Source organism: Streptomyces sp. NPDC051183, assembly GCF_040682455.1.
In the GTDB taxonomy this organism is placed as follows: domain Bacteria; phylum Actinomycetota; class Actinomycetes; order Streptomycetales; family Streptomycetaceae; genus Streptomyces.
Window position 1 is genome coordinate 161,070 of sequence record NZ_JBFBBA010000008.1, and the last position, 18,732, is coordinate 179,801.

General features: G+C 73.7%; 18 protein-coding genes. 5 read left to right on the forward strand and 13 right to left on the reverse strand.

What is annotated here, in order from left to right; genetic code table 11:
- Nucleotides 1–71 precede the first annotated feature (71 nt).
- The 8 genes from AB0M99_RS09700 to AB0M99_RS09735 form a co-directional block, all read right to left on the reverse strand.
- On the reverse strand, nucleotides 72–1,307 hold the full coding sequence (locus AB0M99_RS09700; RefSeq protein ID WP_365918388.1) for a histidine kinase: 1,236 nt from the start codon (nucleotides 1,305–1,307) through the stop codon (nucleotides 72–74).
- Complete coding sequence (locus AB0M99_RS09705) at nucleotides 1,304–3,073, reverse strand: cation acetate symporter (RefSeq protein ID WP_365918390.1); 1,770 nt, start codon at nucleotides 3,071–3,073, stop codon at nucleotides 1,304–1,306. Before AB0M99_RS09705 ends, AB0M99_RS09700 begins: the two co-directional genes overlap by 4 nt.
- 147 nt (nucleotides 3,074–3,220) lie before the next feature.
- Nucleotides 3,221–3,496: a hypothetical protein gene (locus tag AB0M99_RS09710; RefSeq protein ID WP_365918392.1), complete on the reverse strand. Its 276-nt coding sequence runs from the start codon at nucleotides 3,494–3,496 to the stop codon at nucleotides 3,221–3,223.
- 152 nt (nucleotides 3,497–3,648) lie between these two features.
- Entirely contained in the window at nucleotides 3,649–4,461 is an 813-nt protein-coding gene (locus AB0M99_RS09715) for a LytTR family DNA-binding domain-containing protein (protein WP_365918394.1), read from the reverse strand.
- 138 nt (nucleotides 4,462–4,599) lie between these two features.
- A complete protein-coding gene (locus tag AB0M99_RS09720; RefSeq protein ID WP_365918502.1) occupies nucleotides 4,600–5,547 on the reverse strand; it encodes an SCO0930 family lipoprotein in 948 nt (315 codons plus the stop codon).
- Between the two features lie 126 nt (nucleotides 5,548–5,673).
- Nucleotides 5,674–6,687 carry a GDSL-type esterase/lipase family protein gene (locus tag AB0M99_RS09725; RefSeq protein ID WP_365918396.1) on the reverse strand — a complete coding sequence of 338 codons (1,014 nt, stop codon included), beginning with the start codon at nucleotides 6,685–6,687 and terminating at the stop codon, nucleotides 5,674–5,676.
- Nucleotides 6,684–7,574 carry an SDR family oxidoreductase gene (locus tag AB0M99_RS09730; RefSeq protein ID WP_365918398.1) on the reverse strand — a complete coding sequence of 297 codons (891 nt, stop codon included), beginning with the start codon at nucleotides 7,572–7,574 and terminating at the stop codon, nucleotides 6,684–6,686. The genes AB0M99_RS09725 and AB0M99_RS09730 overlap by 4 nt, the downstream gene beginning before the upstream one ends.
- Nucleotides 7,571–8,695 carry an LLM class flavin-dependent oxidoreductase gene (locus AB0M99_RS09735; protein ID WP_365918400.1) on the reverse strand — a complete coding sequence of 375 codons (1,125 nt, stop codon included), beginning with the start codon at nucleotides 8,693–8,695 and terminating at the stop codon, nucleotides 7,571–7,573. Before AB0M99_RS09735 ends, AB0M99_RS09730 begins: the two co-directional genes overlap by 4 nt.
- 316 nt (nucleotides 8,696–9,011) lie before the next feature.
- Between AB0M99_RS09735 and AB0M99_RS09740 the strand changes: the two genes are divergently transcribed.
- Both AB0M99_RS09740 and AB0M99_RS09745 read left to right on the forward strand, forming a co-directional pair.
- On the forward strand, nucleotides 9,012–10,469 hold the full coding sequence (locus AB0M99_RS09740) for an amino acid permease (RefSeq protein ID WP_365918402.1): 1,458 nt from the start codon (nucleotides 9,012–9,014) through the stop codon (nucleotides 10,467–10,469).
- Between the two features lie 10 nt (nucleotides 10,470–10,479).
- A complete protein-coding gene (locus AB0M99_RS09745) occupies nucleotides 10,480–10,935 on the forward strand; it encodes an Lrp/AsnC family transcriptional regulator (RefSeq protein WP_007262967.1) in 456 nt (151 codons plus the stop codon).
- Here the strand turns inward: AB0M99_RS09745 and AB0M99_RS09750 are convergent.
- The 3 genes from AB0M99_RS09750 to AB0M99_RS09760 all read right to left on the reverse strand — a co-directional run bounded on the left by AB0M99_RS09750 (nucleotide 10,913) and on the right by AB0M99_RS09760 (nucleotide 12,632).
- A complete protein-coding gene (locus tag AB0M99_RS09750; protein WP_365918405.1) occupies nucleotides 10,913–11,218 on the reverse strand; it encodes a WhiB family transcriptional regulator in 306 nt (101 codons plus the stop codon). The genes AB0M99_RS09745 and AB0M99_RS09750 overlap by 23 nt on opposite strands.
- A gap of 407 nt (nucleotides 11,219–11,625) precedes the next feature.
- Entirely contained in the window at nucleotides 11,626–11,817 is a 192-nt protein-coding gene (locus AB0M99_RS09755; RefSeq protein ID WP_365918407.1) for a hypothetical protein, read from the reverse strand.
- Nucleotides 11,818–11,924: 107 nt separating this feature from the next.
- Nucleotides 11,925–12,632: a GNAT family N-acetyltransferase gene (locus AB0M99_RS09760; RefSeq protein WP_365918409.1), complete on the reverse strand. Its 708-nt coding sequence runs from the start codon at nucleotides 12,630–12,632 to the stop codon at nucleotides 11,925–11,927.
- Between the two features lie 380 nt (nucleotides 12,633–13,012).
- Between AB0M99_RS09760 and AB0M99_RS09765 the strand changes: the two genes are divergently transcribed.
- The 3 genes from AB0M99_RS09765 to AB0M99_RS09775 all read left to right on the forward strand — a co-directional run bounded on the left by AB0M99_RS09765 (nucleotide 13,013) and on the right by AB0M99_RS09775 (nucleotide 16,460).
- Nucleotides 13,013–13,708, forward strand: coding sequence for a hypothetical protein (locus tag AB0M99_RS09765; protein ID WP_365918411.1), 696 nt, complete (start codon nucleotides 13,013–13,015; stop codon nucleotides 13,706–13,708).
- Nucleotides 13,709–13,907: 199 nt separating this feature from the next.
- A complete protein-coding gene (locus tag AB0M99_RS09770; protein ID WP_365918413.1) occupies nucleotides 13,908–14,708 on the forward strand; it encodes a carbon-nitrogen hydrolase family protein in 801 nt (266 codons plus the stop codon).
- Nucleotides 14,709–14,747: 39 nt separating this feature from the next.
- Entirely contained in the window at nucleotides 14,748–16,460 is a 1,713-nt protein-coding gene (locus tag AB0M99_RS09775) for an NAD(P)/FAD-dependent oxidoreductase (RefSeq protein ID WP_365918415.1), read from the forward strand.
- A gap of 114 nt (nucleotides 16,461–16,574) precedes the next feature.
- Here the strand turns inward: AB0M99_RS09775 and AB0M99_RS09780 are convergent, their stop codons facing one another.
- Entirely contained in the window at nucleotides 16,575–17,231 is a 657-nt protein-coding gene (locus AB0M99_RS09780) for a DUF5995 family protein (protein ID WP_365918417.1), read from the reverse strand.
- A gap of 76 nt (nucleotides 17,232–17,307) precedes the next feature.
- The gene (locus AB0M99_RS09785) at nucleotides 17,308–18,705 is read right to left on the reverse strand and encodes a solute carrier family 23 protein (RefSeq protein WP_365918504.1); all 1,398 of its coding nucleotides are present in this window, start codon (nucleotides 18,703–18,705) and stop codon (nucleotides 17,308–17,310) included.
- Nucleotides 18,706–18,732 lie beyond the last annotated feature (27 nt).

Sequence of the window (18,732 nt, forward strand, 5' to 3'; positions counted from 1 at the left end):
CCTCGTGGACGGCCGGGGCCACCGGCGTTCCGGGCGGGGGCGCCGGACCCGCGGACCCGCAGATCCGGGGGTCAGCGCCGCGGGGGCCGCTCTCCGGGCAGCGAACTGTGCACTCCCGCCCGGTACTTGGGAATCCGTACGGTGATCTTCATGCCCGCGCCGACTCCGGTTTCGATGACGAGCCCCGAGTCGTCCCCGTACACCTGGCGCATCCGCTCGTCCACATTGGGCAGGCCGATCCCGGAGGCGGACCCCGTCCGTTCCCCCGCCAGGATCCGGCGCAGCAGGGCGGGGTCCATCCCGACGCCGTTGTCCTCGATGGTGATCAGCGCCTCCGCGCCCGCGTCCCGGGCCGCGATCGTGATCCTGCACTCCTCGGTGGAGTCCTCCAGCCCGTGCTTGACGGCGTTCTCCACCAGCGGCTGGAGGCACAGGAACGGCAGCGCCACCGGCAGCACCTCCGGCGCCACTTGCAACGTCACCTTCAGCCGGTCCCCGAACCGGGCCCCGGCCAGCGCCAGGTACTGCTCGATGGAGCGCAACTCCTCGGCCAGCGTGGTGAAGTCCCCGTGCCGCCGGAACGAGTAGCGGGTGAAGTCCGCGAACTCCAGCAGCAGGTCCCGCGCCCGCTCCGGGTCCGTGCGCACGAACGAGGCGATGGCCGCGAGGGAGTTGAAGATGAAGTGCGGGGAGATCTGCGCCCGCAGCGCCTTGATCTCGGCCTCCATCAGCCTGGTCCGGGAGCGGTCCAGCTCGGAGAGCTCCAACTGGACGGAGACCCACCGCGCCAGCTCGGTGGCGGCCCGCGCCAGCACCGCGGACTCCCGGGAGCCGTAGGCCACCAGCGCGCCCAGCACCCCGTCCTCGCCGGTCAGCGGGGCGACCACCGCCCACTTCAGCGGGCAGTCCGGCCGCTCGCACTCGATCCGTACGCTCTGACTGCGCCCGGACTCCAGCATCAACGCCACCCGGGCCATCGCCCGCCGCTCGTGGTGGTCGGCGCCCGGCCCGTCCCAGGCCAGCACCCCCTCCCGGTCGGTGAGGCACAGCGCCTCGGTGCCGAGCAGCGAGCGCAGCCGCCTGACGGCCTTGCGCGCGGCGTCCTCGGTGAGGCCGGCGCGCAGCGGGGGCGCGGCGAGGGAGGCGGTGTGCAGGGTGTGGAAGGTGGCCCGCTCCACCGGGGTGCCGAGGTCGAGGCCCACGGCCCGTTCGCCGCGCCGGGCGTGCCGGCGGCCGCCCGCCCAGCCGAGGCCCAGCAGCAGGGCCGCAGCCGCCGCAACCAGCACCGAGAGCACCGCTCCGGTCATGGAGCACCGCCCGCGCCCGGCCCCGCGGCCTGCCCCGCGCCCGGCCCCGCGCCCGCGCCCGCCGTCACGTCCTCCGGCAGGTGCAGCCGGGCCAGCGTCGCCGCCGTCCCGGCCGGTACCCGCGCCCGGGTGGCCAGTGACACCAGCACCATCGTCAGGAAGCCCAGCGGCACGGACCACACGGCCGGCCACGCCAGCAGCGTGTTGCCCCACCCCGCCGGCACCAGCCCGGCCCGCGTCGCCAGCACCGCGCTCAGCGCCGCCCCGCCACCGGTCACCAGCCCCGCCACCGCCCCGGGCGGCGTCAGCCCGCGCCACCAGATCCCCAGCACCAGCAGCGGGCAGAACGACGACGCCGACACCGCGAAGGCCAGCCCCACCGCGTCCGCCACCGGCACATCGGTCGCCGCGACACTGCCCGCCAGCGGAACCAGGATCGCCACCAGCACCGCGACCCGGAAACTCCGCACCCCGCGCGCCCGCAGCACGTCCTGGTGCAGCACCCCGGCCACCGCCATGGTCAGCCCCGAGGCCGTCGACAGGAACGCCGCGAAGGCGCCCCCGGCCAGCAGCGCCCCCAGCAGCTCCCCGGGCACCCCGCCCACCAGCCGCGCCGGCAGCACCAGCACGGCCGCGTCGGCGTCCCCGGTCAGGGCCAGCTCGGGGGCGTAGATCCGGCCCAGCGCCCCGTACACCGGCGGCAGCAGGTAGAAGACGCCGACCAGTCCGAGCACCACCAGCGTGGTGCGCCGCGCGGCCCGCCCGTTGGGGCTCGTGTAGAAGCGCACCGCCACGTGCGGCAGCCCCATGGTGCCGAGGAAGGTGGCCAGGATCAGCCCGTACGTCGCGTACAACCGCAGCTCGGGCCGGTCCCCGGACAGCGACTCCGACCAGCTGGACCCGCCCGGCCCGCCCCGCGCCGGGGTGTCGGGCACCGGCGTGCCGGGGGCGAACTCCAGCCGCGCGTCGGCCTGTACGGAATGCTGCCCGGCCCCCAGGGTCAGCGGCGCGGCCTCGTACGTGCGCCCGTCCACGCGGCCGGTCACCGTCACCGTCAGCGGGGCGTCCAGCGCGAGCCGTACGTCCTCGGCGAAGGTGACGGCGGTGTGCTCGCGGAAGACGGCCGGGGCGTCGAAGGAGGCGCGCGGCGCCCCGTCCCCGGCCCAGGCCGCCAGCAGAAAGAACGCCGGGACCAGCAGGGCCGTGAGCTTCAGCCAGTACTGGAAGGCCTGCACGAAGGTGATGCTGCGCATCCCGCCCGCCGCGACCGCGGTCGTCACCACCACGGCGACGACCACCCCGCCCACCCAGTGCGGGGCCCCGGTCAGGATCTCCAGGGTCAGCCCCGCGCCCTGCAACTGCGGCAGCAGGTAGAGCCAGCCGACCCCGAGCACGAACAGCACCGCGATGCGCCGCACGGCCTGCGACTCCAGCCTGGCCTCGGCGAAGTCGGGCAGCGTGTACGCCCCCGAGCGCCGCAGCGGGGCCGCCACCAGCACCAGCAGGACCAGGTAGCCCGCGGTGTAGCCGACCGGGTACCAGAGCATCTCGGGCCCCTGGAGCAGCACCAGGCCCGCGACTCCGAGGAAGGAGGCGGCCGAGAGGTACTCCCCGCTGATGGCCGCCGCGTTGAGGCGCGGCCCGACCGTCCGCGAAGCGACGTAGAAATCGGAGGTGGTCCGGGATATCCGCAGCCCCAGCGCCCCGACCAGCACCGTGACCAGCACGACCACGGTGACCGCGGTCAGCGCGTACGTCTGGTTCACCGGTCGGTCCTTCGGCTGGGGGCGGGGTGACCGGAGTCTACGCACGGCCTCTGACCGGGCAACAGGCCTGATCCGGCGCGATCCCGGGACCGCCACCGGCCACACGGGAGCCCCACGGGAAGCCATGGGGAAGCCGCGCGGGGGAGGTCAGCGCGCCGGGTCCCGGTGCTCCTCGCAGTCGCGCAGGGCGATCTCCAGCTCCACGTACGACTGCTCCGCCCGCCGGAAGGCCAGCGTCAGCGCCGCCTGCGCCCGGGGCGGCAGCTGCTGCGTGACCCCGTAGTTGGCCTCGCCCAGTACGTCGGCCCAGCGCGCGGCCGCGCTGCGCAGCCGGGCCAGCAGTGCCTCGGCCTCGGCGGGCCCGGCCGGCCGGGTGCGGGGCAGTCCGGTCAGGGCGTCGAGCAGCGCCTGGATCTCGGACATCTGGGCCCCGCCTCCTCCCGTGCCGGAAGATCCACGATACGCGGGGGCACCCACGCCGGAGGATCGCTGCACCACCGCTGCGGCCGACGGCCCCGCCGGATCGCCGTACGCCCCTCCCGGTGCGGTGAACGGCTCGCCGGCACGCCGGACGGTCAGCCCATCGCCCTGCGCATCAGCAGGTCCCGCAACTCCCGCGAGTGCCTGCGGCTCACCTGGAGTTCAGCCGAGCCGACTCGCACACTGGTGGTGCCCGCGTCCAGGCGCAGCTCGTCGATCCGGCCGAGCGCGACCAGGTGACGGCGGTGGATCCGGACGAACCCGCGCGCCGCCCAGCGCTCTTCGAGCGTGGACAGGGGTATCCGGACCAGGTGGCTGCCCTCGTCGGTGTGCAGCCGGGCGTAGTCGCCCTGGGCCTCGACGTACGCGATGTCGGCGACGGCCACGAACCGGGTGACCCCGCCCAGCTCGACGGCGATCTGGTCCGGCACCTCGGGCGACGCCGGCCGGTCGGGAACGGCCGGTGCGGTACGCGGGCCCGCGCCGCCCGGCAGCGTCGAAGCATCCCCGGCGGCCCGGCCCAGCTGCGCGCAGACCCGCCGGACCGCCTCGGCCAGCCGCTCGGGGCGGACGGGCTTGAGGACGTAGTCCACGGCCTTGAGGTCGAAGGCCTGCACCGCGAAGCCCTCGTGGGCGGTGACGAACACGATCAGCGGCGGCCGCGCGAACCCGGCCAGCAGCCGGGCGATGTCCAGCCCGGTGAGCCCGGCCATGTGGATGTCGAGGAAGACGACGTCGATGCCGTCGGCCCCGTCCGGGCCGGCCTCCAGGGCCCGGGTGATCCGGCGCAGAGCCTCGGTGGCGTCCGAGGCGCCCCCGGCGCTCAGCACCCGGGGGTCGGAGCGCAGCAGGTAGAGGAGCTCCTCCAGGAGCGGCTTCTCGTCGTCGACGGCCAGTACGCGCAGCATACGACGGAGTCTAGGTTCCGCCCCGGCGGGGGGAAACGGTGCGCGGCCCCCGCCCCGGGGGAGGTGGGGCGAGGGCCGCGCGGCCGGATGGTCTGGTGGTGGCGCCCCGCACTCGGGTGTTCGAGTGCTCGGGCCGGACTACTTGACGGTGATGAGCCCCCCGTCGGGGGCCACGGCGTACCACGTGCCGCCGACGCCCTGGCCGTTGGTGTCGCCCGCCTTCTTGTCGCCGGTGAACGTGTAGACCGGCCAGCAGTTCACGGTCTGCTGCTTCTTGCCGTCCGGGCGGTCCAGGACCAGGTAGTTCTTCTCGATGATCCCCTTGGCGTTGGCCCGGTCCACCGGCGGCACCACCGGCCACTTGGCCACGCAGTCGCCCTCGCACTTGGACACCATGGGCCAGGCGGTGTCCGGCTTGAACCGGTACACGGTCATGCCGTTGCCGTCGACGATGTGGTCACCGAGCTTGGGGTCCTTGGCCACGGTGAGCGCGCCCGACGCCTGCCCGCCGCCCGCCGGGGCGGGGGCGGCCGCCTTCGCGGCCTTCTTGCCGTCCGGCGCGGCCGCGAACCAGGTGCCGCCGACGCCCTGGCCGTTGGTGTCGCCCGCCTTGGTGTCCTTGGCGAACCGGTACATCGGCCAGCCCGCCACGGTCAGCTGCTTGCTGCCGTCGCTGCGGACCACCTCGCCCAGCAGGCTCGGGTCCGTCCCGGCGGCCGCGGTCACGTCGCCCGCGGCGACCACCGGCCAGGTCTTCGCGCAGTCCCCGTCGCAGTTCGACTTCGGGGGCTTGGCGGTGTCCTTGTCGAAGCGGTAGAGGGTGCGCCCGGCGCTGTCGGTGAGCAGGGTGCCGATCTGGCCGTTCTGGGAGACGGCCAACTGCCCGGCGGGCTCGGCACCCGGGGCGGAGTCACCCGCGCCGGAGCCGCCGGAGCCGTAGCCGTCGTCCGCCGCGGGGGCCTGGGAGGCGGCGCCGGCCGGCTTGACCGAGTCGGCCGACCCGGCGTCGTCCCCGCCGCAGGCCGTTGCCGTGAGGGCGACGACGACTGCCACGGCTGCCAGGGTGGTTCCGCGCTTGATGCCCATCTTGATCTCTCCCACGTGTCTGTCCGGCGGTGCCCGCCGCCCCGGCTGCGGAGCGGCGGCAACTGTGTGCAGGACACGCCTCGTGGAGCCCGGTCTGTTCAAGACGGGCGCTGTGGGGTGTTTCACTCACCCCGCGGTGAACCCGGCCCGCCGCAGGGCCGTGACCACAGCGAGGCCGAGCGCAAGGTGTCCGGAGTCGTTCGGGTGCAGCCCGTCCGCCAGTTGCCCGGGACCCAGCACGTCCCGGCCCGGGAGCAGGGCGAGCCGGTCGTCCCCGGCGGCGATCCGGTCCCTGGCGGCGCGCTCCATCGCATCGCGCAGGGCCCCCAGCGTGGCGCCGAGCCGGTTCGGGGTGCGCTCCGCGTCGGGCCGCAGCACGGGGGAGACCAGCAGCACCGGTGTCCGGGGGTGGCCCTGCCGGACCAGTTCGAGGAACACGCGCGTGGTCTCGTACAGGAGGGGGACCGAGAACGGCACGCGCGACCAGCAGTTGGTGCCGAAGGCGAGCGTGAGGACGTCGGCGGGGAGGTCCGCGAGCTGCTCGGCGGTGGCGAGTTCGCCCCGCGCGGCGCCCGCGTAGCCGAGGTTGACGGTGTCCCAGCCGAGGGCGCGGCCGGCGACCGCGGGCCAGCCGTGCGCGGGGCGGGTGGACCACCAGCCCTCGGTGATGGAGTCGCCGTGCACCACCCACCGCGGGGCGGGCGGCGCCGGGGCCACGGGACCGCCGATCCCGCGCAGCCCGAGGATCAGCGGGGACTGGGTCTCGGGCGGGTGGACGGTGAACGGCCCGCGGCCGCCGGGCAGTTCGATGCGTACGACGGCCTCCGCGGCCGGCTCGGTGAACACCTCGGAGACCACGCCGTGGCGGTCCCAGAGCGAGAACCCGTGCGCCAGGTCGCGCAGCGCGTCGGTGGGACCGGGCACGGTCGCCCGGTAGCGGATCTCCACCGCCCGCGCGCCCTGCGCGGTGAACTCCAGCCGCACGCCTATCGGCAGGGTGGCCCGCTCGCCCGTGTCCCAGGGCAGCCGCATGGTGTCCGCCGGGTCGGCGCGCACGGGGCGGCCGTCGTCCAGCCAGGCGACGCCGCGCAGGAAGGAGCCGGGGTCGAGCCACGGCCCGTCGGGGCTCTGCGGTCTCACTCTTCGCCTCCGATCGTCGGGTACGGGAACTTCACGCCGACCCCGCCGTCCACCACCAGCGTCTGCCCCGTCACGTACGAGGACTGCGGCGAGGCGAGGAAGTACAGGGCTGCCGCGATGTCCGCGGTCTCGGCGACGCGGCCCAGCGGGGCGTTGCGCGCGTTGCGCCGCCGGCCCTCCCCGCCCAGCAGTGCGGCGACCCGCGGGGTCCAGACCACCCCCGGGGCCACCGCGTTGACCCGTACCCCGCGCGGGCCCAGTTCGACCGCCGCGGAGCGCACCAGGGACATCAGCCCGGCCTTGGCGGCCCCGTACGCGGCGTGCAGCGGGGCGGCCGTGAGCCCCGAGACGGAGGCGACGAAGACCAGAGGGCCGCCGCCGCCCGCCGCGACGGCCTCGCCGCCGTACTGGACGGCGAGCCAGGCGTGCCGGAGCACCAGGTCGAAGTGCCAGTCCCAGCCGGCGTCGTCGAGCTCGGGCAGGGCGGCGTACCGGGCCATGCCGACGATGTCCACCACCCCGCCGACCGGGCGCCCGCCGAGCAGCCGCGGGGCCTCGGCGAAGAGGGCCCGTACAGCCTCGCGGCGCGTGGCGTCGACGGCGTACGGGACTCCGGCGACCTCGGCGGCGACGGCGCGGGCGCGCTCCGCGTCGACGTCCGCGCACAGCACGCGGGCGCCGCCGGCAGCCAGGGCGTGGGCGGTCTGGCGGCCGATGCCGTTGCCGGCGCCGAGGAGGACGAAGCCGCGGCCGTCGAGCCGGTGCAGGGCGGGGTAGTCGGGGACGGGGGAGGTGTCGAGGGGCTCGGTGTGCGTGAGGGGCTCCGGGTTCATGCGCGCGGGCGGGGTCGCGTCCTCGGCCGGGGTCGCGTCCTCGGCCGGGGTCACGGGGCGGCCGTCCGCGGGCGGTAGCGGGCCAGCTCCGGGATGACTTCCTTGCCCAGGACCTCCAGGGTCCGCAGGATCTCCCGGTGCTCCAGGTACCCCCACTGGACGTAGCAGATGAGCTGGTCCACGCCGAGGTCCGCGTACCGCTTGGCCTTGGCGACGATCGTCTCGGCGTCCCCGATGAGGATCATGTCCCCGTCGCTGAACTCCCGTACGGGGACGTTCCCTTCGAGGATCGGCGTGAGCAGCGGGAAGGTCCGCTCGCGCTCCTCGGGGGTCAGGTGCGGCAGCTCCCAGTCGAGGGTGAACCGGGCCAGGTTGGAGTACCACCAGGCCACGGAGTCCCACACGCGGGCGCCCGGCTCGGTGCGCGGCGCCGTCGCGTGGACCAGGGTGTAGGCGCTGACCCGGTTCGTCGTGACGTCGGTGAGCGGCCGCGGGTCGCGGGCGGCGGCCCGGTACGCGGCCACCTGGCGGGCCATCGCGTCCAGCGGCTGCATGATCGAGAAGGAGAGCAGCCCGAGGCCGTTCTCCCCGGCGACCTCGGCCGAGCCGGCGGAGGTCGCCGCCATCCAGGCGGGCGGGTGCGGGTCCTGCACGGGCTTGGGCGTGACCATGCGGCGCGGGAAGCGGAAGCGTTCGGAGGCGTACTCGAAGTATTCCTCGCGCCACATCCCGGTCACGATCCCGATGGCCTCGCGCCAGTCGTCGCGGGACTTCTCCCGGTCCACGCCGAAGGCGGCCTGCTCCATGGGCGTGGAGCGCCCGGTGCCCCACTCCACGCGGCCTCCGGACAGCACGTCGACGGTGGCCACCTTCTCGGCGATCCGCTGCGGCGGGGTGAAGCCGAAGGGGGTCAGGGTCACCCCGAAGCCGAGCCGGATGCGTTCCGTGAGCCCGGCGAGGTGCCCGAGGAGCACCTCGGGGGCCGGGCAGTGCGAGCGCCCCTCGCGGAAGTGGTGCTCGACCGCCCAGACGGTGCGGAAGCCCATCCGGTCGGCGAGCCGGATCTGCTCGACGGCCTCCCGGTAGGCGCGCTGCTCGGCGGCGCGCTGTCCGTGCGGATGGGCTCCGTGCCAGGGCCTCGGCACGTCTATCTCGTAGAGCACGTCCAGATCCATGGCGGCACGCTGCGGCAGATCTGACGAAGTGTCAAGAACGGCGGAATGGGCGGGCCGTGCACTGATCGATCATCCGCACGCAACAAAGGACCATCCCGGACAGATCCGCGCAACGATCGTGCGCCAATGTGCAAGGATGGTGCATTACGGGCGGTATCACTCAGCTCGTAGGCTCACTCGCTGTACGTGGAGTGGCGCGGACCGCCTGCTCGGCGGTCCCCCATGCCCAGACAGGCCCTGCCCTGCCTGCGGACTGCTCCGGACCGCTGCGGTCGACGCCGAACAATCCCACCCGCAGTGAAGAAGGAGTCCCCTCGTGCTCGATCACGGCCAGGCGCCACCGCTCACGTCCGAGCCCCGCAAGCCCGCGCACCCGCTGCTGCGCCGCAAGCCCGTGGAGCAGCTGGTCGCCGAGGGCGGCCAGGGCGAGGGCGGCTCCCTGCGCCGCTCGCTCACGATGTGGCAGCTGACGATGATCAGCATCGGCGCCACCCTCGGCACCGGCATCTTCGTCGTCCTCGGCGAGGCCGCACCCAAGGCCGGCCCGGCCGTCACGATCTCCTTCATCATCGCGGGCCTGACCGCGCTCTTCTCCGCCTTCTCCTACGCGGAGCTCGCCGGATCCGTCCCGGTCTCCGGGTCCTCGTACTCGTACACCTACGCCACCATGGGTGAGCTCATCGCCTGGATCTGCGGCTGGTGCCTGGTCCTGGAGTACGCGGTGTCGGTCTCGGCCGTGGCCGTCGGCTGGGGCCAGTACCTCAACGAGCTGCTCGACGGGACCATAGGCATCACGCTCCCCGAGAAGCTCTCCGCCGCCCCGCTGGGCGACGGCGGCTGGATCAACCTGCCCTCGCTGGTCGTCGTCCTGCTCGCCATGGTCTTCCTGATGCGCGGCGCCAAGGAGAGCGCCCGCATCAACACGATCATGGTCGTCGTCAAGATCGTCACCCTGGTGCTCTTCATCGGCATCGGCGTCATGGGCATCAAGGCCGGCAACTACGCCCCGCTCGCCCCGCTCGGCATCACCGGCATCAGCGCCGCCGCCTCCACCCTCTTCTTCTCCTACATCGGCTTCGACGCCGCCTCCACCGCCGGTGAGGAAGCCAAGAACCCGAAGAAGGACCTGCCCCGCGCGATCATGCTCTCGCTGGGCATCGTCACCGTCCTGTACGTCCTCGTCGCCTTCGTCGCCGTCGGCGCCATGCCGTGGCAGGACTTCGAGGGCACCGAGGCCGCGCTCGCCCAGATCATGACCGACGTCACCGGCACCAGCATCTGGGGCGTCGTCCTCGCCGCGGGCGCCGTCGTCGCCATCGCCTCCGTCGTCTTCGCCGTCCTCTACGGTCAGACCCGCATCCTCTTCGCGATGTCCCGCGACGGCCTCGTCCCCAAGGCCTTCGCCAAGGTCGACGCGAAGACCGGCGCCCCCCGCGTCAACGTGGTGATCGTCTCCCTCTTCTGCGGCGCCCTCGCGGCCTTCATCCCGCTCGGCGAGCTCGCCAACGCGACCAGCATCGGCACGCTCTTCGCCTTCGCCCTCGTCAACGTCGCCGTCATGATCCTGCGCCACACCAAGCCCGACATGCCGCGCACCTTCAAGGTGGCCCTCTTCCCGGTCACGCCGATCCTCGGATTCATCGCCTGCGCGTGGATGATGTACAGCCTGCCGGTCGCCACGTGGATCGCGTTCGGTGTCTGGATGGCCGTCGGCCTCGTGGTCTACTTCCTGTACGGCATCCGCCGCTCAGCATTGGCCACAGCAGAGAAGTGATCCACCCGCAGTGCGACTGAACGATCTCGACGAACGCATCGTGCACGCCCTCGCCGAGGACGCCCGCCGTTCCTACGCGGACATCGGCTCCGAGGTCGGGCTCTCCGCCCCCGCCGTCAAGCGGCGCGTGGACCGGCTGCGGGCGGAGGGGGCCATCACCGGCTTCACCGTCCGGGTCGACCCCGCCGCGATGGGCTGGGAGACCGAGGGCTTCATCGAGATCTACTGTCGCCACAACACCTCGCCGGACGACATCCGACGGGGGTTGGAGCGGTACCCCGAGGTGGTGTCCGCGTCGACCGTCACCGGCGACGCGGACGCCCTCGTCCAGGTCTTCGCCTCCGACATGCGGCACTTCGAGCGGGTCCTGGAGCGCATCGCGGGGGAGCCCTTCGTGGAGCGCACCAAGTCCGTACTGGTCCTCTCCCCGCTCCTGCGCCGCTTCACCTCGGGCGCCCCTGCCTGACCGGCGCGGCCCGGGAGCCGAGGAGCGCGCGGCGTTCCTCCTCCGTCAGGCCGCCCCAGACGCCGAAGGGCTCCCGGGTGCGCAGGGCGTGCGCCAGGCAGGCCGTACGGACCGGGCAGGGCGCGCACACCCGCTTGGCCGCCGCGTCGCGGTCCTCGCGCTCCTCGCCCCGCTCGCCGGCGGGGTGGAAGAAGCCGGCCGGGCCCAGGTCCCGGCAGGCCGCGCGGGACTGCCACTGCCAGTGGTGCCGTACGGAGCCGGGCAGGCGGGAGACGTCGGTCATGGCAGTTCTTTCCGGGGGTCGTACTGCGCGTGTGGCCGCGCAGCGCGCCGCGAAACGTGCCGTGAGCGAAGTGGGACGCCGGGCCGCGTCCTCCAAGTCCCGCCCGGCCGCCGGGACCTGGCGCGCACGCACCGCCCGGGTGCGCCGGGCCCGCCCCTCCGCCGGTAGCTGCCGTTCCCGGCCCTGTCCTGCGCCGGGAACGGCATCGCCCCCTCGCCCGTCTCCGCCCTCGGGCGCGGGGCCTGCCCGGAGCGCTGCGGCCCAGGTGGTCAGCGCCAGCGCGACGGCGGGTGAGGTCCCGGCGACCCCGGGGCGAGGTTCTGGTCGGCGAACCAGTGGCGCGCGTAGCCGAGTCGCTCCGGCTGCCGCGCAGCGCACCGGCGGCGGTGGAGCCGGAGGACGGCGGATCAGGGGCGACGGAGGGTGGCGGCCACCCGCAGGAGGCCGACGCGGGCCAGGGAGCGCAGCGGCCCCCGCCGCACCGGCCGGCCCGGGCGCAGGGCCCGGCGCGGGGCCGGACAGTCCTCGTGAGGTCCTGCCCGGTCCGCGCCCGGCACCGGGGCGGCAGGGCGGTGGGCGCTTCCCGTCTGCACGGTCACGTCCGCTTCCTCCCCGTCCCCGGTGTTCATCGCCCGGCCCGTTCGGACGCTGTGCGAGGCAGCAGACCGACTGCAATGCCCTGTGTGTTAAGTCGTGTTGACCAGTGTTAAGGCTTCTTTTCGGGGGTGCGAAGCCCGATGAACAGCGGCTCCCGGCGCCGGGTGAAGCCCATCGCCTCGTAGAGCCGTATCGCCGGGGCGTTGTCCGCGGCGGCGTGCAGGAAGGGGCTGTCCCCGCGCTCACGGGCGGCGGCGGCGACCGCGCGGACCAGCCGGTCGGCCAGCCCCCGGCCGCGGTGTTCGGGATGCGTGCACACCGCGCTGATCTCCGACCAGCCCGGCGGGCGCATCCGCTCGCCCGCCATCGCGACGAGCCGGCCCTCGTGCCGGATCCCGAGGTACGTACCCAGCTCGACGGTGCGGTCGAAGAACGGTCCGGGCCTGGTCAACGCGACCAGCTCCAGCATCTCCGGTACGTCGGCGGGGCCCAGCCGGACCGCGCCGGGGTCGGCCTCGCCCCGTACCGCCCGCCCGTCGAGCTGTATGCCCGGAATGGAGGCGACCGTGTCCCACCCGGCCGGCGGGGTCAGCAGCCCGGTGACCCAGACCCCCTGCCCGGGGCCGCTCAGCTCGGCGAGATCGGCCCAGGCCTGCGGGTCCTGCGGGTCGGCGAGCGCCGCGAACGGCGAGGCGTCGGCGGTGTAGCGGGCGGAGAGGCCCCGCGGCCCGATCTCGGCGAAGCCGCGGTGCGGGCCGGTCAGCGCCGCCCAGACGGGGTTGTCGAGGACCGCGTCGGTCCGGGTCTCACGGGACATGGCTGGGGGTTTCCTTCCGTCGGCCACCGCGTGGTACGCCGAAGTCGGCGGTGACCGCCTTCTTGACGGTCCCCGGCGCCGCCACGAGACTGCGGGAGACGGCCACGAAGGACACACGTGCCCGCCCCGGAAAGCCTAACCATCCGGGTCGGGGCACCGAGCGCGGGACGGGGACGGCACCGGTGGAGCAGGCCTGGACGGCGGACGCGGGGGCAGAGACCCTCCGCCGCTGGTGGCTGACCCGGCGCCTGCACATCGACCTCCTGCGCGTGTGCAGCGCATTCGCCGCGCGCGGCTGATCTCCTTCTCCACCGCTCCGCATCCGCGGACCCAGGAGATCCCCGCGCCGCCGCCCGCGCCGCCGCCGCCACAGGAGAGCCATGTCCCAGACCACCGTGTCCCCGTCCGCCCTCCCGCAACCCGCCACGGCTCCCGAGTCCGCCCCACCCCCGCCGCGCCCCGGCGCGTTCCCGTCCGTCCCGTCGCAGCCCGGCGTGACCCCGTCCGTCCCGTCGCAGCCCGGCGTGACCCCGTCCGGCCCGTCGCAGCCCGGCGTGCCCCCGTCCGGCCTGCCGCAGGCTGCGCCGGCGCCGGCCGTCCTGCCGGCGCCGGCCGTCCTGCCGGCCCCGGCCGTCCTGCCGGCCCCGGCCGTCCTGCCGGCGCCGGCCGGGGCCGAGGTCGCGCCGGGCTCGGGGTCCGCCGGGGTCGCGGCCCCGGCCCCGGTCGGGCACGCGTTGCGCGGGCGGATCGGGACCGGGTTCTCGCCGGTGCCGCACCGCTACCGGCTGTACCTGTCCGCCGGGTGTCCGCTCTCCCTCCGCGTCACCCGCGCCCTCACCCTCCTCGGCCTGGAGCGCTCCGTCGCCACCACCCTCCTCGGCGCGGACCCCGCCACCGAAGGGCACGCCGCGCTGCGCCGCGCGTACGAGGCCGCCGGCCACCACTACGCGGGCACGCTGACCGTCCCCGCCCTGTGCGACACCTGGAGCGGCCGCGTCGTCTCCAACCACACCCCCGACATCCTCGACGACCTGTGCCGGCTGAGCGCGGACCCGGCCTTCCGCGAGGCCTCGTAGACTCCCCGCGAGCCCCGCAGCAGGGGTGACGGGGTCACCGACGGGCAACCCCGGGGGGTCCCGCGCAACGAATCGCCGCTCAGGGCCGAGAACACGCAACGATTCGATGCGCGGAGCGCAACGGTCACGGCTTGTCGCGGTCGAACGCGCGAACGTACCGTTTGATGACCCCCACCCCTCCTGCCACAGAGGTACGCCCATGCCCCCGCTGCGCACCGCCCTCCTCCAGAGCTCCGGCCGGCTCGGCGACACCGCCGAGAACCTCAAGGCGCTCGACGAGGCCGCGGCGCGCGCCGCACAGGGCGGGGCCGGGCTCCTCGTGACCTCGGAGATGTTCCTGACCGGCTACGCGCTGGACGTCCAGGACATCGCCCGCCTCGCCGAACCGGCCGACGGCATGTCCGCCCGCGCCATCGGCGAGATCGCCCGCCGCCACGGACTGGCCGTCCTGTACGGCTACCCGGAGCGGTCGGGGGACGCGGTCTACAACGCGGCCCAGCTCATCGGCCCCGACGGCACCGCGCTCGCGAACTACCGCAAGACCCACCTCTTCGGCTGCTTCGAGCAGGAAGCCTTCACCCCCGGCGACACCACCGTCGTCCAGGCGGACCTGAACGGCCTCCGCATCGGCCTCATGATCTGCTACGACGTCGAGTTCCCCGAGAACGTACGGGCGCACGCACTGGCCGGCACCGACCTCCTCCTGGTGCCGACCGCGCAGATGCACCCGTTCCAGTTCGTCGCCGAACAGCTCGTCCCCGTACGGGCCTTCGAGAACCAGATGTACATCGCATACGTCAACCGCACCGGCCCGGAAGGCGAGTTCGAGTTCGTCGGACTCAGCTGCCTGGCCAGCCCCGACGGGGTCACCCGGACCCGGGCCGGCCGCGGTGAGGAGCTGGTGTTCGGCGAGGCCGACCCCGAGCTGCTGAGTGCCTCGCGCGAGAACAACCCGTACCTGCGCGACCGGCGCCCGGGGCTGTACGCCTCCCTCGTCTGACCCCTCCCCCCTGCCCGACCCCGCAAGGAGCCGTACCCCATGACGTCCACGGTGCCCACCACCGCCGTCCCGCACAGCGACGGACAGCCGCCGATCACCATGTTCGGCCCGGACTTCCCGTACGCGTACGACGACTTCCTCGCCCACCCGGCCGGCCTCGGCCAGATACCGGCGACGGAGCACGGCACCGAGGTCGCCGTCATCGGCGGCGGGCTGTCCGGCATCATCTCCGCGTACGAGCTGATGAAGATGGGCCTCAAGCCCGTCGTGTACGAGGCCGACCAGATCGGCGGCCGACTGCGCACCGTCGGCTTCGAGGGCGCCGGCACCGAGGGACTGACCGCGGAGATGGGCGCCATGCGCTTCCCGCCGTCCTCCACCGCGCTCCAGCACTACATCGACCTCGTCGGCCTGGTCACCGAGCCCTTCCCGAACCCGCTGGCCGAGGCCACCCCCTCGACCGTCGTGGACCTCAAGGGCGAGACCCACTACGCCGAGACCATCGCCGACCTCCCGCAGGTCTACCGCGACGTGTCCGCCGCGTGGAACGCCTGCCTCGACGAGGGCGCCGACTTCTCCGACATGAACACCGCGATGCGCGAGCGGGACGTCCCGCGCATTCGCGAGATCTGGGCGAAGCTGGTCGAGAAGCTCGACGACGAGACCTTCTACGGGTTCCTCTGCAAGTCCGAGGCCTTCAAGTCCTTCCGCAAGCGCGAGATCTTCGGCCAGGTCGGCTTCGGCACGGGCGGCTGGGACACCGACTTCCCGAACTCCATCCTGGAGATCCTGCGCGTCGTCTACACCGAGGCCGACGACCACCACCGCGGCATCGTGGGCGGCTCGCAGCAGCTGCCGCTGCGCATGTGGGAGCGCGAGCCCGAGAAGATCGTCCACTGGGCCCAGGGCACGTCGCTGTCCTCCCTCCACGACGGCACCCCGCGCCCGGCGGTCACCCGCCTGCACCGCACGGCGGGCAACCGCATCACGGTGACGGACGCGTCCGGCGACATCCGCACGTACCGCGCCGCGATCTTCACGGCCCAGTCCTGGATGCTCCTGTCCAAGATCGCGTGCGACGACTCGCTGTTCCCGATCGACCACTGGACGGCGATCGAGCGCACCCACTACATGGAGTCGTCGAAGCTCTTCATCCCGGTCGATCGCCCCTTCTGGCTCGACAAGGCCGTCGACGACGAGGGGAACCCGACCGGCCGCGACGTCATGTCGATGACGCTCACGGACCGCATGACCCGAGGCACCTACCTGCTGGACAACGGCCCGGACCAGCCCGCCGTCATCTGCCTCTCGTACACGTGGTGCGACGACAGCCTCAAGTGGCTGCCGCTGTCCGCGAACGAGCGGATGGAGGTCATGCTGAAGTCCCTCGGCGAGATCTACCCGAAGGTCGACATCCGCGGCCACATCATCGGCAACCCGGTGACGGTGTCCTGGGAGAACGAGCCCTACTTCATGGGCGCGTTCAAGGCCAACCTCCCGGGCCACTACCGCTACCAGCGCCGCCTGTTCACCCACTTCATGCAGGACCGCCTCCCCGAGGACAAGCGCGGCATCTTCCTCGCGGGCGACGACATCTCCTGGACGGCGGGCTGGGCCGAGGGCGCGGTCCAGACGGCCCTCAACGCGGTCTGGGGCGTGATGCACCACCTCGGCGGCTCCACCGACGCCACCAACCCGGGCCCGGGCGACCTCTACGACGAGATCTCCCCGGTCGAGCTGCCGGAGGACTGACCCCTCCCGGACCCCCGTGACCACGGGCCGCCCCCGCGCACGAACGCGGCGGCGGCCCGTTTTCATGCCCCGGGCCGCTGCGCTCCGACGGCTCGGCGGCCCGGCGGCCGGCGGCTACGCGGGCGACTTCATCCGTACCGGGGTCAGCAGGCAGCGGCCCACCAGGCCGACTCCCGCGTCGAGGGACTCGGTGAACTCCTCCGCCAGGTCGGGGGAGCGGCGCAGGGTCCACAGGAGGCGGGCCGCCGCCCACGCGCCGGAGCGGGCGCGGTCCAGGCTCCACGAGCCCAGCAGATGGGTCAGCGGGTCGGCGACCTCCAGCAGGTCCGGGCCCGGCATCAGGTCCTCGCGGATGCGCTCCTCCAGGGCGACCAGGGTGTCGCCGACCCGGTCGAAGTCCGCTTCCAGGGCGCGGGGCTCGCAGTCCAGGGTCCGGCAGGTGGAGATCACCGCGAGCGCGAGGTCGTGCCCGATGTGCGCGTTGATCCCCGCCAGCGCGTACTGCAGCGGCCGGACGCCCGGGTGGCGGCGGTACTGGAGCAGCGGGCGCCAGCACGCCGGCGCCCGCTCGGCCTCCACCGCCGCCAGGTAGCGCTCGGCGAACCGTACGCTCAGCACCGCCGCCCTCCGGGGCGCGGGGAAACCCCCGTGGGAGATACGTTCGTGCAGGGCCTGCGTCACCGTCAGGTACACCCGGTTGAAGACGGCCACACCGTCCTGCTCCGGCAGCCGCTCGTCCAGGGCGCGCATCCGCGCGAGCACCGCTTCCATGGGTGGCAGCGTCCCAGGCGCCGGCGCCGATCCGGGGAACTTGGCCGTACGCTTCGCCGGTTCGGGCGAAACTGCGTCAACCCCGCTTGTCCCGGTCCGCGTCGGGCTCGTCGTACGCGGACGTCCCCGCGTCCAGCAGCGGCTCCTGCTGCTTCAGGTGCGCGGGGGCGAAGTACCGCAGCGCGTGGTAGCCGGTGATCACCACGATGGTGCCGAGCGCGATGCCGCCGAGCTCGAAGCTGTCGGTGACGTGCAGCTTGACCCCGCCGACGCCGATGATGATGCCCGCCGCGGCCGGCACCAGGTTCAGCGGGTTGCGCAGGTCCACCCGGCCGTTGATCCAGATCTGGGCGCCGAGCAGGCCGATCATGCCGTACAGGATGACGGTGATCCCGCCCAGCACCCCGCCCGGGATCGCGGCGACGACCGCACCGAACTTGGGGCACAGCCCGAAGAGCAGCGCGAAGCCCGCCGCCGCCCAGTACGCGGCCGTCGAGTAGACGCGGGTGGCGGCCATGACGCCGATGTTCTCGGAGTACGTGGTGTTCGGCGGCCCGCCCACCGCCGTGGACAGCATGGACGCGGCGCCGTCGGCCGCGATGGCCGTGCCGAGCTTGTCGTCGAGCGGATCGCCGGTCATCTCGCCGACGGCCTTGATGTGCCCGGCGTTCTCGGCGATCAGCGCGATCACCACGGGCAGCGCGATCAGGATCGCCGACCACTCGAAGGCGGGCGCGTGGAAGGTCGGCAGCCCGATCCAGTCGGCCTTGCCGACCCCGGAGAGGTCGAGCCGCCAGTGCTCCACGGCCTCCGGCCCGCCGGTCGTGGAGTGGATCTTCCCGAAGACGAGGTCGAAGACCCAGGAGATGCCGTACCCGAAGATCAGGCCGAGGAAGATCGCGATGCGCGACCAGAAGCCGCGCAGGCAGACCACGGCCAGCCCGGTGAACAGCATCGTCAGCAGCGCCGTCCACTGGTCCTGCGGCCAGTACGTCGAGGCCGTCACCGGAGCCAGGTTGAAGCCGATCAGCATTACGACCGCGCCCGTCACCACCGGCGGCATCGCCGCGTGGATGATCCGCGCGCCGAACCGCTGGACCGCGAGCCCCGCCAGGAACAGCGCCGCGCCGACGACGAACACCGCGCCGGTGACCACCGCGCTGTCCCCGCCGCTCGCCCGGATCGCCGCGGCGACACCCACGAAGGAGAGCGAGCAGCCCAGGTACGAGGGCACCCGGCCGCGCGTCGCGAGCAGGAAGACGACCGTCGCGATGCCCGACATCATGATGGCCAGGTTCGGATCCAGGCCCATCAGCACCGGCGCGACGAAACTCGCCCCGAACATCGCCACGACGTGCTGGGCACCCAGCCCGGCGGTGCGCGGCCACGACAGCCGCTCGTCCGGCCGGACCACCGCGCCGGGGGCGGGGGTCCGCCCGTCTCCGTGCAGCGTCCAGCGCACGCCGAGGCCCATGTTCCACCACTTCCGTTGTTGTCCGGC

What these genes read in the sequence shown, in the direction of transcription:
- AB0M99_RS09780 (WP_365918417.1), bottom strand. Translation starts at nt 17,231, where the DNA reads ATGGAAGCGGTGCTCGCGCGGATGCGCGCCCTGGACGAGCGGCTGCCG.
- AB0M99_RS09775 (WP_365918415.1), top strand. Translation starts at nt 14,748, where the DNA reads ATGACGTCCACGGTGCCCACCACCGCCGTCCCGCACAGCGACGGACAG.
- AB0M99_RS09710 (WP_365918392.1), bottom strand. Translation starts at nt 3,496, where the DNA reads ATGTCCGAGATCCAGGCGCTGCTCGACGCCCTGACCGGACTGCCCCGC.
- AB0M99_RS09765 (WP_365918411.1), top strand. Translation starts at nt 13,013, where the DNA reads ATGTCCCAGACCACCGTGTCCCCGTCCGCCCTCCCGCAACCCGCCACG.
- AB0M99_RS09735 (WP_365918400.1), bottom strand. Translation starts at nt 8,695, where the DNA reads ATGGATCTGGACGTGCTCTACGAGATAGACGTGCCGAGGCCCTGGCAC.
- AB0M99_RS09720 (WP_365918502.1), bottom strand. Translation starts at nt 5,547, where the DNA reads ATGGGCATCAAGCGCGGAACCACCCTGGCAGCCGTGGCAGTCGTCGTC.
- AB0M99_RS09770 (WP_365918413.1), top strand. Translation starts at nt 13,908, where the DNA reads ATGCCCCCGCTGCGCACCGCCCTCCTCCAGAGCTCCGGCCGGCTCGGC.
- AB0M99_RS09715 (WP_365918394.1), bottom strand. Translation starts at nt 4,461, where the DNA reads ATGCTGCGCGTACTGGCCGTCGACGACGAGAAGCCGCTCCTGGAGGAG.
- AB0M99_RS09760 (WP_365918409.1), bottom strand. Translation starts at nt 12,632, where the DNA reads ATGTCCCGTGAGACCCGGACCGACGCGGTCCTCGACAACCCCGTCTGG.
- AB0M99_RS09700 (WP_365918388.1), bottom strand. Translation starts at nt 1,307, where the DNA reads ATGACCGGAGCGGTGCTCTCGGTGCTGGTTGCGGCGGCTGCGGCCCTG.
- AB0M99_RS09785 (WP_365918504.1), bottom strand. Translation starts at nt 18,705, where the DNA reads ATGGGCCTCGGCGTGCGCTGGACGCTGCACGGAGACGGGCGGACCCCC.
- AB0M99_RS09750 (WP_365918405.1), bottom strand. Translation starts at nt 11,218, where the DNA reads ATGACCGACGTCTCCCGCCTGCCCGGCTCCGTACGGCACCACTGGCAG.